This window comes from Massilia sp. FBCC-B171 (assembly GCF_059134155.1).
Window position 1 is genome coordinate 3566519 of sequence record NZ_CP101443.1, and the last position, 12869, is coordinate 3579387.

At 67.5% G+C, this 12869-nt stretch carries 14 protein-coding genes; 7 read left to right on the plus strand and 7 right to left on the minus strand.

Annotated features, from left to right (window positions below; all coding sequences use genetic code 11):
• Positions 1 to 40: 40 nt before the first annotated feature.
• Entirely contained in the window at positions 41 to 376 is a 336-nt protein-coding gene (locus NMB41_RS16130) for a hypothetical protein (protein ID WP_494378822.1), read from the minus strand.
• 165 nt (positions 377 to 541) lie between these two features.
• Here NMB41_RS16130 and NMB41_RS16135 point away from each other — a divergent pair, with 165 nt between their 5' ends.
• The 7 genes from NMB41_RS16135 (at position 542) to NMB41_RS16165 (ending at position 7403) form a co-directional block, all read left to right on the plus strand.
• The gene (locus NMB41_RS16135) at positions 542 to 880 is read left to right on the plus strand and encodes an ArsR/SmtB family transcription factor (RefSeq protein ID WP_494378823.1); all 339 of its coding nucleotides are present in this window, start codon (positions 542 to 544) and stop codon (positions 878 to 880) included.
• Positions 877 to 1356 (plus strand): arsenate reductase ArsC, encoded by a 480-nt coding sequence (locus NMB41_RS16140; protein ID WP_494378824.1) that lies wholly within the window; start codon positions 877 to 879, stop codon positions 1354 to 1356. Before NMB41_RS16135 ends, NMB41_RS16140 begins: the two co-directional genes overlap by 4 nt.
• 45 nt (positions 1357 to 1401) lie before the next feature.
• Positions 1402 to 2145 (plus strand): aquaporin, encoded by a 744-nt coding sequence (locus NMB41_RS16145; protein WP_494378825.1) that lies wholly within the window; start codon positions 1402 to 1404, stop codon positions 2143 to 2145.
• Entirely contained in the window at positions 2145 to 2858 is a 714-nt protein-coding gene (gene arsH / locus NMB41_RS16150; RefSeq protein WP_494378826.1) for an arsenical resistance protein ArsH, read from the plus strand. The genes NMB41_RS16145 and arsH overlap by 1 nt, the downstream gene beginning before the upstream one ends.
• 141 nt (positions 2859 to 2999) lie before the next feature.
• Positions 3000 to 4244, plus strand: coding sequence for a hypothetical protein (locus NMB41_RS16155; protein WP_494378827.1), 1245 nt, complete (start codon positions 3000 to 3002; stop codon positions 4242 to 4244).
• Positions 4245 to 4252: 8 nt separating this feature from the next.
• Complete coding sequence (locus tag NMB41_RS16160; RefSeq protein ID WP_494378828.1) at positions 4253 to 4684, plus strand: phosphate ABC transporter substrate-binding protein; 432 nt, start codon at positions 4253 to 4255, stop codon at positions 4682 to 4684.
• Positions 4685 to 4694: 10 nt separating this feature from the next.
• Positions 4695 to 7403, plus strand: coding sequence for a bifunctional diguanylate cyclase/phosphodiesterase (locus NMB41_RS16165; protein WP_494378829.1), 2709 nt, complete (start codon positions 4695 to 4697; stop codon positions 7401 to 7403).
• An 83-nt stretch (positions 7404 to 7486) separates the two neighbouring features.
• On the opposite strand, the gene NMB41_RS16170 is transcribed toward NMB41_RS16165, so the two are convergent.
• From NMB41_RS16170 to NMB41_RS16195, 6 genes are all read right to left on the minus strand, one after another.
• Complete coding sequence (locus tag NMB41_RS16170; RefSeq protein WP_494378830.1) at positions 7487 to 8044, minus strand: LOG family protein; 558 nt, start codon at positions 8042 to 8044, stop codon at positions 7487 to 7489.
• A 10-nt stretch (positions 8045 to 8054) separates the two neighbouring features.
• Entirely contained in the window at positions 8055 to 8741 is a 687-nt protein-coding gene (locus tag NMB41_RS16175; RefSeq protein WP_494378831.1) for a TetR/AcrR family transcriptional regulator, read from the minus strand.
• Positions 8742 to 8830: 89 nt separating this feature from the next.
• Positions 8831 to 9331, minus strand: a complete 501-nt coding sequence (locus NMB41_RS16180; RefSeq protein ID WP_494378832.1) for a phasin family protein — start codon at positions 9329 to 9331, stop codon at positions 8831 to 8833.
• A complete protein-coding gene (locus tag NMB41_RS16185; protein ID WP_494378833.1) occupies positions 9328 to 10680 on the minus strand; it encodes an alpha/beta fold hydrolase in 1353 nt (450 codons plus the stop codon). Before NMB41_RS16185 ends, NMB41_RS16180 begins: the two co-directional genes overlap by 4 nt.
• Entirely contained in the window at positions 10677 to 12326 is a 1650-nt protein-coding gene (locus NMB41_RS16190) for a GMC family oxidoreductase N-terminal domain-containing protein (protein ID WP_494378834.1), read from the minus strand. Before NMB41_RS16190 ends, NMB41_RS16185 begins: the two co-directional genes overlap by 4 nt.
• A gap of 1 nt (position 12327) precedes the next feature.
• Complete coding sequence (locus NMB41_RS16195) at positions 12328 to 12849, minus strand: twin-arginine translocation signal domain-containing protein (RefSeq protein WP_494378835.1); 522 nt, start codon at positions 12847 to 12849, stop codon at positions 12328 to 12330.
• Between the last annotated feature and the right edge of the window lie 20 nt (positions 12850 to 12869).

Consider the following 12869-nt stretch of genomic DNA (forward strand, 5'->3'; position numbering starts at 1 on the left):
GCGCGAGCCGGATGGCTCGCCAATGGGAAGGGCCTGCGCGCTAGTGAGCGGCAGCAGGCCAGTTGGGCCGCTCGGGGCGGCTTGCCGGCACCGAGCTCAGGAAGGGAATCGGGGAAGTAATCGCGGCCGTGTGACGGGCCACGGCAGGCGGCGCATTGACATGCGACGAAACGGCCGAGACCTGCGCGAACACGCAGGCCGGACAGTGGGGATCGGCCAGCGCCGCGTCGGCCTCGTCGTCGAGAAAGACCGGTTCGGCCGTGGGCGCGCCCTGCTTCTGGGCGGTGCCGTGATGGGTGACGCCGATTGACGTCATCACGCAGCACTGGTCCGCCATGGCCAGGGAGACCTGGAACGGATAGATCAGCAGGAGCATGATGAGAAGCCAGCGGCGCATCGGATTCGAGTCAAGGAAGTCGAACTGCCATCATACTTGTTACTCCGGCATCCGGCCATCGTGGCGGTCAATTCGATATTATTTGAAATGTCGTAATGTTGTCATATACTGGTGCCATCATCGCAGCATCACACCGGAGCTTTCATGGACACGAAAACCGTATTGGCCGCGCTCGCCGCGCTGGCGCAGGAATCGCGCCTGAGCGCCTTCCGCCTGCTGGTGCAAACCGGTCCGCAAGGGCTGGCGGCCAGCAAGATCGCCGAGCAACTGGGCATCGCGCCCTCCTCGCTCTCCTTCCACCTGAAGGAGCTGGCCCACGCGGGCCTGGTCGTGGCGCGGCAGGATGGCCGGTTCGTCATCTACAGCGCCAATTTCGACACCATGAACGGCCTGCTGGCCTTTTTGACCGACAACTGCTGCGGCGGCGCTCCGTGCGCGCCGGCCGGCACCGCATGCATTCAACCTGAACTGGAATTTTCATGAACGTACTGATCCTCTGCACCGGCAACTCCTGCCGCTCCATCCTGGGCGAAGCGACCTTCAATCACCTGGCCCCGGCCGGCTGGCATGCCCTCAGCGCCGGCAGCAAGCCCGCGGGTTACGTGCATCCACGCTCCCTGGCCCTGCTCGAGCGCGAAGGGATCAGTACCGAGGGCTATCACAGCAAATCCTGGGATGACTTGCCGGTGACGCCGGACATCGTCATCAGCGTCTGCGGCAATGCCGCCGGCGAGGAATGTCCGGCTTACCTGGGCCCGGTGCTGCGCGCCCACTGGGGCGTGGAAGATCCGGCCCACGCGACTGGCACCGACGCGGAGATCGATGCCGCCTTCATGCATGCCTACCGCACGCTGCGCAAGCGCATCGAAGCCTTCTTCTCCCTGCCCCTGGCCGAGTTGCAGCAGGACCGGGCGCGCCTGAAGGCCGAGCTGGACCGCATAGGCAGCCTGCAAGCCTGAGCCGGAGAAGCACATGAACGCTTTAATTATTCGCGGCGTCCAGCCATGACGCTGGCACGGCGCCTGGTGGCCGAAGGACTTGGGACTGCGCTGCTGCTGGCGGTGGTGGTTGGTTCGGGCATCATGGCCGAGCGCCTCGCCGGCGGCAACGTGGCCATCGCCCTGCTGGCCAACACCATTGCAACCGGGGCCGGCCTGGTGGCCCTGATCCTGATGTTCGGCACCATCTCGGGTGCGCACTTCAACCCGGCGGTGACCCTCTCCGAGGCCTGGCAGAAAAATGTGCCGGCGCGCGAGGTAGTGCCCTATATCGCAGTGCAGGTGGCAGGCGCGTTTGCCGGCGTGGCCGCGGCGCACGGCATGTTCGATCAAGCGCTGTTTTTCGCTTCAACCCATGCGCGTACCGGGCCCTCGCAGTGGTGGAGCGAATTCGTCGCGACCTTCGGCCTGGTTGGCGTCATCATCGGCTGCTCGCGCAGCCGGCCCGCCAGCACGCCGTTTGCCGTGGCGGCCTATATCACGGCGGCCTACTGGTTCACCGCCTCGACCTCGTTTGCCAACCCGGCCGTGACCCTGGCGCGCAGCGCCAGCGATACCTTCGCCGGCATCAGGCCGGTGGACGCGCCTGGATTCATCCTGGCCCAGCTGGCCGGCGCCATGGTGGCGACCCTGGTCTTCTGCTGGCTGTATCCGGCGCCGCCGCCGGCGGCAACCGTGGGCGGCACGGTCGCGCCGGGCGACTTTGCCAACACCGCCCAATCCACTTCCCCTAACCAAGCGAGTACCTGATGCCTCTTTCCGACCTGCCGAATATCCAGGAACACCTGCTCGACCTGCCCGACATGGCCAAGCTCGCGCCCCAGGGTGAGCTGACGCATCCGCCGCGCATCCTGCTGCTGTATGGCTCCCTGCGCGAGCGCTCGTTCAGCCGCTTTCTTGTGTTCGAGGCGGCGCGCATCCTCGAGCACTTCGGGGCCGAGGTGCGCATCTTCGATCCGATGGACTTGCCGATGGCGGGCAGCGTACCTGAAACGCACCCGAAAGTCGTCGAACTGCGCGCCTTGTCGCTGTGGTCCGAAGGCCAGGTCTGGTGCAGTCCCGAGCGCCACGGCGCGGTGACGGCCGTCATGAAGAACCAGATCGACTGGATCCCGCTCGAGCAAGGCGCGCTGCGCCCGAGCCAGGGCCGGACGCTGGCGGTGATGCAGGTATGCGGCGGCTCGCAATCGTTCAATGTGGTGAACACGCTGCGTTTGCTGGGCCGCTGGATGCGCATGTTTACGATCCCGAACCAGTCCTCGGTGCCGATGGCCTACAAGGAGTTCGACGAGGAAGGCCGCATGCGCTCGTCCGCCTACTACGACCGCGTGGTGGACGTGATGGAGGAACTGGTGAAATTCACCCTCCTGACGCGTGGAAGCACCGATTACCTCACCGACCGCTACAGCGAACGCAGCGAGCGCGCACGCCAGGCCATCGACCGCCAGCTGCAGAAAATCTGAGCCGTCGTTTCCTTGCGGGCAATGCAATTTTCGTTGCCATGTAACAACGCTTGCGCCGGGTCAAATCGTTTCCATGCGTAAATATATCGACTTGACCCGGGGTGGTCCGCTACAGTCGCCGGACCCGAACGAAAGCGATCCATGTTTTTCCCATCCACTGCCCTGTCCCTGCCCGCCTGCACGGGCGCCGTCCTGATTTCCCTGGGGAGCCCTGCCTGCGCGCAAACGGCCCCAGACTGGAAACTGTCGGGCTTCGGCACCGTGGGCGCAGTCCACTCGAATGAGCGCCAGGCCGATTTCGTCGCCTCGGTCATGAAGGGTGACGGCGCCGGACGCAGCGCCGGCTGGAGCCGCCACGTCGACAGCCGCCTCGGCGGCCAGCTCGACTTTCGGTTTGACGCCCGCTGGTCGGCGGTGGTGCAGGTCGTGTCCGAGCAGCGCCTCGACTACAGTTACCAGCCGCGCGTGGAATGGGCCAACCTCAAATACCAGGTGACGCCGGAACTGGCCCTGCGCTTCGGGCGCATCGCCCTCCCCATGTTCATCGCCGCCGACTACCGCAAGGTCGGCTACGCCTATCCGTGGATCCGCACGCCGATCGAGGTGTACCGCGTCCTGCCTCTTGGTAACAGCGACGGGGTCGACCTCAGCTGGCGCTGGAATGGCGAAGCCATGCGCAGCACCACCCAGCTGCTGTACGGCCGCACCGACATGCCGCTTTTCGACGGCGCACGCCTGCGCGGGCACGGTATTGCCGGGTTTTCGCATACGGTCGAGCGCGGGGCATTGAGCGCACGCGCCTCGCTCATCACGGCGCGCCTGTCGGTAAGCCTGTTTCCGGAACTGTTCAGCGCCATCGACAGCTTCGGCGCCCAGGGCCGCGACCTCACCCGCCGCCTGAAGGTCGAGGACAAACGTGCCTCGGCCATGAGCATCGGCCTGAACTACGATCCGGGCCGCTGGTTCGCCATCGGCGAAGCCGGCTACAGCAAGGTCGACGGCTACCTCGGCGGCACCCGCTCGGCCTACCTCAGCAGCGGCTGGCGCCAGAATAATTTCACGCCCTACCTTGGCTATGCCCGGGTCCGGGGCCGCTTGCCGGACGGGCCGACGCGGCTGGAACTGGGCGGCCTGCCGCCGGCCTACGCGGTAGCCGGCGCCGGCCTGAATACGGCGCTGGCGGCGATGATGCGCGCGGTGCCGTCGCAATCGACCATCAGCGCCGGCCTGCGCTGGGATGTCGCCTCGAACCTTGCGCTGAAACTCCAGCACGAGCGTGTCACGACGCGAAACGGCTCGCGAGGCATGTTCATCAATTCGGTCCCCGACTACCAGTCCGGGCGCACGGCGCAGGTGACCAGCGCCGCCCTCGACTTCGTCTTCTGAGGGCCGGCATGACACGTCAACCAATCAGGCTGCTGGCAGCCCTGCTCTTCGCATGCTGCGCCAACCTGGCGCAGGGCGGCGAACTCGTTGTGGTCGTCTCGGCGCGCAGCCAGGTCGAGTCCTTGCGCACGGAACAGGTGGCCGCGATTTTCCTGGGCCAGTCGCCGCGTTTTCCGAACGGGGCGCTCGCCACCGCGCTCGACCAGCCGGTCGGCTCGTCCGAACGCGACCAGTTCTACGCCCGCGTGGCCGGCAAGACGCCCGCCCTGTTGAAGGCCTACTGGTCGAAGATGGTGTTCACCGGCCGCGGCCAGCCCCCGCGCGAGCTGGCCGGCAGCGCCGCGGTGCGCAAGGCGGTGGCCGACGATCCGGAGCTGGTCGGCTACATCGAGCGCGAGGCGCTCGACCCGAGCGTGCGCCAGGTATTGCTGGTGCGCTGAAAGGACACCCATGTTTTCACGCCCCCCAACTCCCCGCATGCAGGCGCAGCGCTCGACGCTGGCGCGCTGGCTCGGGCGCGGCCTCGACACCCACATTTCGCTGCCCCTGTTCGCGGCCCTGCTGGTTATCGGCCTGTGGATCCTGACGCTGCGCGTGATCGACGCCGACCGTGCCGCCGCCGCGCAGGCGGTTCACGCGGCCACGCTCGAACGGGTCGAGACCTATGAAGCGCAGATGGCGCGCAGCCTGAACGGCATCGACCAGACCCTGAAGGTACTCAAGTACGCGGTCGAACTGAACGGCGCTGCGGGCGCGATTTCCGCGCTGCGCGAACAGGGCCTGCTGCCGCCCGGCCTGGTGTTCGTGGTGGCGGTGACCGACCACGAGGGACGCGTCGTCGCCAGCAATCCGGACGGCGATACGCACGACGTCTCCGGCACCACCTATTTCCTCTACCACCGCAACAACAACCTCGGCCTGCCTTTTGTGGGCGCGACCGTGGGCGACAGCGCGAAAGCCGAACCGCACCTGCACTTCACGCGCCGCATCAACGATGCCGCCGGCGCTTTCGCGGGCGTCGCCATCGTCGAAGCCGACCCGTCCTATTTCACCAGCGCCTACGAACGCTCGCGCGACGGCGAACAGGGCATGCTGGGCCTGGCCGGCCTCGACGGCCAGATGCGCGCGCTGCGCGTCGGCGAGCGCGTGACCTGGGGCCAGCGCATCGAACTGGGCACGGCCAGCGGCGCCGTCAGCCTGCACAAGGGCCCGGACGGCGTGCAGCGCTACACCAGCGTGCAGCGCGTGCACGGCTTCCCGCTGGCAATCGTGGTCGGCCTGTCCCAGCAGGAGCAATTCGCGCCCTTCGAGCAGAAGCGCCGCAACTACCTGCTGGCCGCCGCCAGCGCCAGTGCGCTGCTGCTGCTGGTGGTGGGCGTGATCGCGCTCTGGGCCTGGCAGCTGGCGCGGGTGCGGCGCCGGGCGCGGCGCGCGCAGGAAACCTATGCCGCCGCCTCCGAAGGCAGCCTGGACGCCTTCTTCGTGCTGCGCACCGTGCACGGCCCCGGCGGCGCGGTGCTCGACTTCGTCGTGGAGACGACCAATTCGCGCGCCGAAGGCCTGGTCGGCCTGCCGCGCGCGCAGATGGAAGGCATGCTCCTGTGCGACATGCTGCCGCACTTTCGCGGGAACGGAATTTTCGACGACGTTGCCCTCGTCGCGCTGGACGGCCAGCCGCGCGAAGGCGAATGGCAGAGCAGCTCGCGCCTGTCGACCGGCCGCTGGCTGCACCGCCAGGTGGTCGCGGTCGAGGACGGCGTGGTCGTGATCGTGCGCGACATCAGCGAGCGCAAGCAGGTCGAAGCGCGCATCTTCCACATGGCGCACCACGACGAGCTGACCGGCCTGCCGAACCGTAACCTGATGCACGACCGCATCGAGCAGGCGATCCACAATGCCGAGCGCCATGGCGATGCCGTCGCCCTGGCCTTCGTCGACCTCGATGGTTTCAAGCTGGTCAACGATGGCCTGGGCCACAAGGCCGGCGACGAACTGCTGAAAGTCGTCAGCAAGCGCATCGGCGCCTGCCTGCGCCGCAGCGACACGCTGGCGCGCTTCGGCGGCGACGAATTCGTGATCCTGCTGCCCGACCAGGGCCGCGATCCGCAGGCGCTGGCGCCGCTGCTCGAGAAGATCCGGGTCGCCGTCACGGAACCAGTCCAGGTGGCCGGCCAGTCGGTCCAGGTCAGCTGCAGCATGGGGGTGGTGATGTACCCGCGCGACGGGATCGACGCCAATGCCCTGTTGATGAACGCCGACGCCGCGATGTACCGCGCCAAGGACCTGGGCAGCAACAACGTCCAGTTCTATGCGCGCGAGATGAATGCCAGCGTCGAGGAAAAACTGGTGCTGCTCGACGGCCTGCGCCAGGCGGTGCAGGCAACCAGCGATGGCGCGCTCGATAACGGTTTCCGCCTGCTGTACCAGCCGAAGGTCGACCTGCGCACCGGGCGCGTGTTCGGCGTGGAAGCGCTGATCCGCTGGCAGCATCCGGAGCACGGCATGATCGCGCCGCAGCGCTTCATCGGCCTGGCCGAGGAAAGCGGCCTGATCGTCGAGATCGGCGACTGGGTGGTGCGCGAAGCCTGCCGCCAGGCGCGCGCCTGGGTCGATGCCGGCCTGCCTCCGGTGACGATGTCGGTGAACGTGTCGGCGCGCCAGTTCGGGGAAGCGCGCCTGGTCGAGCGCGTCGCCTGCGCCCTGCGCGACACGCGCCTGGCGCCGGAACTGCTGGAACTGGAAGTGACGGAAAGCCTGATCATGCGCGACCTGCAGAAATCGGTCGCGAAGATGCGCGAGCTGGAGGCCATGGGCGTGTCGCTTTCGATCGACGACTTCGGCACCGGCTACTCGAGCCTGTCGTCCCTGAAGACCTTCCCGATCAGCCGCCTGAAGATCGACAAATCGTTTGTCAGCGAACTGGCCGACAACCCGGACGACCAGGCCATCGCCATGGCGGTGATCTCGCTCGGCCACAAGCTCAACTTGCGCGTGATCGCCGAAGGCGTCGAAACCGAGCAGCAGCGCGCTTTCCTGCGCGAGCACGATTGCGACGAGATGCAGGGGTATTTGTTCAGCAAGCCGGTGCCGGCGGAGGCGATCGTGGATATGCTCGAAGCGTATGCGCTGGAGCTGGAGCTGGAGCTGGCCGCGGCGTAACGCGGCTTTTAACAGTACTGCACTGCTTGATCAGACCCGTAGGGTGGGCGGGGAACCCGCCCACCCTACGGGTCTGCTCGTCATCAATTGGTCGTTGACGACGCCGCGTCGCGCAACCGCCGCACCAGCGCTTCCGGATCCGCATCCACCTGCATCATCTCCCCGTGCCCTTCGCGCACGAAGCCCTCTTCGACCTGGTGCTTCACGAAGCCCATCAAGCCGTCGTAGAAGCCGCCGACATTGAGCAGGCCAATCGGCTTGGCATGGATGCCCAGCTGCGACCAGGTCACCATCTCGAACAGTTCTTCCAGCGTGCCGAAGCCGCCCGGCATGGCAATGAAGCCTTCGGACAGCTCGGCCATCATCGCTTTGCGCTCGTGCATGTCCTTGACCACGAACAGGCGCGTCAGGCCCGCGTGGCCGACTTCGCGTTCGACCAGGGCGCGCGGGATGACGCCGGTGGCTTCGCCGCCCAGGCGCAGCACTTCGTCCGCGATCACGCCCATCAGGCCGACCTTGCCGCCGCCGTAGACGAGGGCGATGTTGTGCTCGACCAGCACGCGCGCCAACTGGCGTGCGGCGTCGGCATACAGGGCTTGGGCGCCGTTCGAGGCGCCGCAGTAGACAGCGATGGATTTCATGGGGATTCTACTAAGTTGGGTCGCGGCCCTCGTCGGGCAGCTTCTTCAAATATTCTTCGGACAGCTTCTCGAACAGCAGGCTGGTATCGCCGCGCAGGTAGGGTCCGAGCATCGACAGCACCTGGTAGCAGCCGCGCGCCAGCGCATCGGCGATGGCCTGCTGCTCGCTGTACTTGCGCGGGTTGCGCACATATTCGTAGGACAGCCAGTAGGTCGCCACCACGACCATATTGGTCGCCATCGCGCCGATCTGCTGGTCGGAGGCTTCCAGCGACTGTTCGCTGCGCAGGTCTTCGCAGAGCTGGCGCGCGACCTTGATCTTGTGGGCGAGGATGGCCTTGAAGTGCAGTTCGAGCTTGCGGTTGCGCGAGAGCAGATCGTTCAGGTCGCGGTAGAAGAAGCGGTAGCGCCAGATCAGTTCGAACATCAGGTGCAGGTAGAGCCAGACGTCTTCCATGTTCGAACGCCGTCCCGCCGGCACCGTCAGGATGCGCTCGATCTCGGCTTCGAACTGCACGAAGATCGAATTGACGATGTCGTCCTTGTTGCGGAAATGGTAGTACAGGTTGCCGGGCGAGATATTCATCTCCTCGGCAATGACGGTCGTCGTGATGTTCGGCTCGCCGAACTCGTTGAACAGCCTGAGCGAGAGCTCGAGGATGCGTTCACGGGTACGGCGTGGAGCTTTCTGTAGCATGGAAGGCGGCGTAGGTGGTGTCACCCGCAAGCATATCACTGAACCGCAGGCCGACGGCAGCGTATTGGCACGGTCGTGCCAATTTCAGCTCAGCCGGCGCTGCCTTTGGTCGTGCGGCCCTTGGCGGCCGGGCGTTTGGCGGGCGGCTTGGCTGCGGCGGCTTTCTTCGGCGCCGGCTTTGCGGCCTGCTTGCGCAGCTGCTCGCCGGCCAGCTCGGCCACCATGCGCTCGAGTTCGTCGATGCGGTGGTTCAGCGCTTCCATTTCGCTGCGCGCCGGCACGCCGATGGTGGCCAGGGCGCGCGCCACGCGTTCCTCGAACACCTGTTCGAGCTTGCCCCAGGTGCCCGTGGACCGGCGGCTGGAGCGCTCGGCCTTGCGCGCGACCGTGTCGGTCGCATCCTCGACCTGGCGCGCGCGCTTTTGCAGCTCGCTGCCGTCGCGCACCAGGCGGGTGAATTCGCGCCCGCCGGCCTGCTGGGCCTTGGCAAACGCCCCCAGGCCGGCCTGCCAGATCTGCTGCGCCGAACTGCGCACCGCGCGCGCGAGCTCTTCTTCTTCCTGCTCGAGTTCCTTGATATTTTTTGTCATCGCTTCCTCATGCTGTGCTCACCCGCATTGTAATCGGCACGCGCGCGCTGCGTGGCGAAGGCCTCGTGCAGCAGTGCGAGTAAAGCGTCCAGGCGCCAGGGCTTGGGGTGGAAGGCGTCGGCGTCGCGCCTGGCCAGCGCCGCGGCAATCGCCGGATCGTCGGGCGCGCCCGAGAGCAGGATGCGAAAGCTGGCCGGATCAAGCCGGCGCGCCTGCGCCAGCAGTTCCGCGCCGCTCATCGCCGGCATCAGGTGGTCGCTCAGGATGACGGCCACCCGTTCGCGTTCCAGCAGCGTCAGCGCTTCTGCCCCGTCGCTTGCGCTCAGCACGCGCCAGCCGTGGCCCGCGACGGCATTGGCCAGCATCTCCCGCATGAAGGGGTCGTCGTCGACCAGCAGCAGGACCGGCGCCGCCTCGGCGCGCAGCGTGAGCGCGCCCAGCTCCTCCATCACCGTATCGAGCACGCGCCCGGTGCAGCCGAGCGCCACGTGGCCGACGCCGCCCAGCGCGATATTGCGCGCACCCGGCAGTTCGCTCGAGGTCTGCGGCGAGACGATGTTGTCGTGGTGGCTGAAGATGGAAGTGACCAGGGCGCGCCGCGCGGCATCCTCGTGCTTGCCCAGTTCCTGCAGCCAGTCGCAGGCCGCGCCCTTCACGCGCCGCATTTGCGCGGCGTTGGCGCCCAGGCCGAAGCTGGCCAGGCCCGTGCCGTGGTGCGGCGTGCCGAGCGTGATCAGGCGCGCCACGCGCGCGCTGCCGTGCACGCGCATCCAGGCGCGCGCCACCAGCCCGCCCATGCTGTGGGCGACGATCGCCACCTGGGCCGCGCCGGTGGCCGCGCACAGGTCTTCCACCGCGTTCTGGATGAGGGGCACGTAGTCGTCGATCGCGCCGTCCACCGGTTCCAGGTCGATGCTGGCGTGGCTGATGAAATTGCGGTCCAGGCGCGGCACCAGATAGCTCCAGTAGCCGCTGTTGCAGCCATAGCCGTGCACCAGCAGCACGGGTACGGCGGTCGACTCCGGATGGATGCGGCGCCAGGCGGCGGCGCGCGGCATGAACCAGGAGCTGTTGAGCATGCTGGCCTTGAATTCCCCGCCCAGCAGACCCAGGCGAGCGCGCGCCCCGAGATGAAATTCGCGCGGGGTCGGGCTGGCGTAGCAGGCGCTGAGCAGAAAATTGTTCATGTTGATGACCAGGCGCACCAGCACCACGCAGGCCAGCCCGAGCGCGGCCGCCGCCCAGGGCGCGGCATCGAACCAGTACCAGGCCGACCAGGCAATCGCGACCGCGCCGGCGGCCTGCACCACCAGCAGCACGCGCAGCATGCGCCGTGCGCTCAAGCTCATGCCGTCACCCTTGGCGCCGGCTTGCCGGTGAGGCTGGTGGCCAGGCCGCTCGCCAGGCGCGCCGTGATGCCGTAGATCGAGAGCTGCGGATTGGCCCCGATCGAGGTCGGGAACAGCGAGCCGTCGTGCACCGACAGGTTGGCCAGTCCCCGGTAGCGGCCGTCGGGCGCGACGACGCCGCGTTGCTCACTGCCGGCCATCGTGCAGCCGCCCATCACGTGGGCCGAGGCCACGCGCGTCATGTGCAGCTGCTGCGGCAGGGCCGCGATGGCGCGCTTCGCTTCAGCCCAGGAGGTATAGGGGCGCGCCGTTTCGTGCGCCGGCTGCACGGAGGTCGCGCCGGCGGCGAACTGGATTTCGGCCATGCTGAGCAAGGCGCGGCGCGCGCCGTCCCAGAGGAAATCGTTGAGCGGATAGTCGAGCACCGCGGCGCCGTCCTTGAGCTGCACGGCGCCGCCGGGCGACTCTTCATGGAAGCCGTCGCGCAGCAGCGCCAGCATCCCCTGCATGTGCGGGAACTGGCGCATCAGCTCCGCGTGGCCCTGGCCGAAGCCGTTCAGGGTCGTCGCCAGCAGCACCGGATGCAGCGGCGGGGCTTCGAGCTTGTAGCCGATCGCGCCGTCGATCGGCGCGGTGTGCAGGAAATGGTCGGAGTAGACGGTCTGCGGGGCACCGGCCCAGGCCTCGACGGGCTGCCCGAAAATGCCGGCCGAGATCAGGGTCGGATGCAGGAAGGTGCGCTTGCCGAGCAGCCCATGCGGATCCGGCGCGCCTGAACGCATCAGCAAGGCCGGCGAATTGATGGCACCGCCCGCCACGACAAAATGTTTGGCGCGCAGGCGCAGCACGCGGCCGGTGGCGGCCACGCCGTCCTGCGAGAGCGCGCTGCAGAGCAGCTCGTCGGCGTGCTCGCCGCGCAGCACAAAACGTTCGGCGCGCGCACGCGTCACCAGCGTGGCGCCATGGTCGAGGGCGGACGGGATGGTGGTCACCAGCATCGACTGCTTGGCGTTGGTCGGGCAGCCCATGCCGCAGTAGCCCAGGTTCCAGCAGCCCTTGACGTTGCGGCGGATGAAGCCCGATTGGAGGCCGAGCTTGTCGAGGCCCTGCTTCAGGAGGCCGTTGTTTGCGTTGGGCGGCGCCTGCCAGTCGCTGACATGCAGGCGCGCTTCCATCATGGCGAACCAGGGGACCAGACTGTCGGTCGTGTAATCGGCCAGGCCGAATTGGTCGCGCCAGTAGTCGAGCGTGAGCGTGGGGGTGCGAAAGCTCGAGGTCCAATTGACGGTGGTCGAGCCGCCCACGGTGCGTCCCTGCAGGATCTTGACGCCCTTGTCGAGCGTCTGGCGCGCCGCCGACTCCTGGTACAGCGAGGGATAGGCATCGGCCTCGCGCATCTTGAAATCGGACGAGGAGCGCAGCGCGCCTTCTTCCACGATGAGGACCGACAGGCCGGCGAGGGCCAGGATTTCGGCCGTCACGCCGCCGCCGGCGCCGCTGCCGACGATGACGACGTCGGCTTCCAGGGTGCGGTCCGCTTGCAGCGAGGCGGCATCGACGATCTTCCAGCCGCGGGCCAGGCCTGCGCGGATCGGGTCGGGAATGATGCCGGCCTTGCCCGCCAGGTGAATGGGCTGGTCGTTCATGTCAGGACAGTTCCTTCATCGGGCCGGGATAACCGATCGCGCCCCAGCTGGCCGGCTGCGCGTACCAGGCCCCCAGCGACAGGTCGTGCAGGGCGCCGTAGGCGGTGCGCAGCAAAGCGAAGCGGTGCAGGCGCCAGTCCTGCAGGAAGGCGCTCACTTCTTGCGGGTCGGCCATGGCCCAGCCGCCCGATACTCCGGTGAGCAGGCGCCGCGCAGGGGCCAGGGCGAGCAGGCCGAACAGGTCCTGCACTTCCTTCTGCACCGCCAGCGGCAAATTCGAAATCGCGGTATGGACGCCCTCGACCGTGCGGGAAACCGCAGCGCTGCGCTCGGCTGGATCGGCCGGCAGCGCGCCGGCGAGCACGGCGGGCACGATGGCGCCCAGCGCGGCGCGCGCCTCGCCATCGAGCACGAAGCGTTGCGGGCGCGGCGTGTGCACGGCGCGGTAGATGCCGCCGCCGGCGGCCAATACCACCGTGGCCAGCAAGCCGGCCTTCAGGAAGGACCTGCGGTTTGTCTCCATCTGACATCCTTGTGGTTTTT

Excerpts from the sequence above, each read along its gene's own strand:
- NMB41_RS16130 (WP_494378822.1), bottom strand. The coding sequence starts at position 376 with ATGCTCCTGCTGATCTATCCGTTCCAGGTCTCCCTGGCCATGGCGGAC.
- NMB41_RS16135 (WP_494378823.1), top strand. The coding sequence starts at position 542 with ATGGACACGAAAACCGTATTGGCCGCGCTCGCCGCGCTGGCGCAGGAA.
- NMB41_RS16140 (WP_494378824.1), top strand. The coding sequence starts at position 877 with ATGAACGTACTGATCCTCTGCACCGGCAACTCCTGCCGCTCCATCCTG.
- NMB41_RS16145 (WP_494378825.1), top strand. The coding sequence starts at position 1,402 with ATGACGCTGGCACGGCGCCTGGTGGCCGAAGGACTTGGGACTGCGCTG.
- arsH (WP_494378826.1), top strand. The coding sequence starts at position 2,145 with ATGCCTCTTTCCGACCTGCCGAATATCCAGGAACACCTGCTCGACCTG.
- NMB41_RS16155 (WP_494378827.1), top strand. The coding sequence starts at position 3,000 with ATGTTTTTCCCATCCACTGCCCTGTCCCTGCCCGCCTGCACGGGCGCC.
- NMB41_RS16160 (WP_494378828.1), top strand. The coding sequence starts at position 4,253 with ATGACACGTCAACCAATCAGGCTGCTGGCAGCCCTGCTCTTCGCATGC.
- NMB41_RS16165 (WP_494378829.1), top strand. The coding sequence starts at position 4,695 with ATGTTTTCACGCCCCCCAACTCCCCGCATGCAGGCGCAGCGCTCGACG.
- NMB41_RS16170 (WP_494378830.1), bottom strand. The coding sequence starts at position 8,044 with ATGAAATCCATCGCTGTCTACTGCGGCGCCTCGAACGGCGCCCAAGCC.
- NMB41_RS16175 (WP_494378831.1), bottom strand. The coding sequence starts at position 8,741 with ATGCTACAGAAAGCTCCACGCCGTACCCGTGAACGCATCCTCGAGCTC.
- NMB41_RS16180 (WP_494378832.1), bottom strand. The coding sequence starts at position 9,331 with ATGACAAAAAATATCAAGGAACTCGAGCAGGAAGAAGAAGAGCTCGCG.
- NMB41_RS16185 (WP_494378833.1), bottom strand. The coding sequence starts at position 10,680 with ATGAGCTTGAGCGCACGGCGCATGCTGCGCGTGCTGCTGGTGGTGCAG.
- NMB41_RS16190 (WP_494378834.1), bottom strand. The coding sequence starts at position 12,326 with ATGAACGACCAGCCCATTCACCTGGCGGGCAAGGCCGGCATCATTCCC.
- NMB41_RS16195 (WP_494378835.1), bottom strand. The coding sequence starts at position 12,849 with ATGGAGACAAACCGCAGGTCCTTCCTGAAGGCCGGCTTGCTGGCCACG.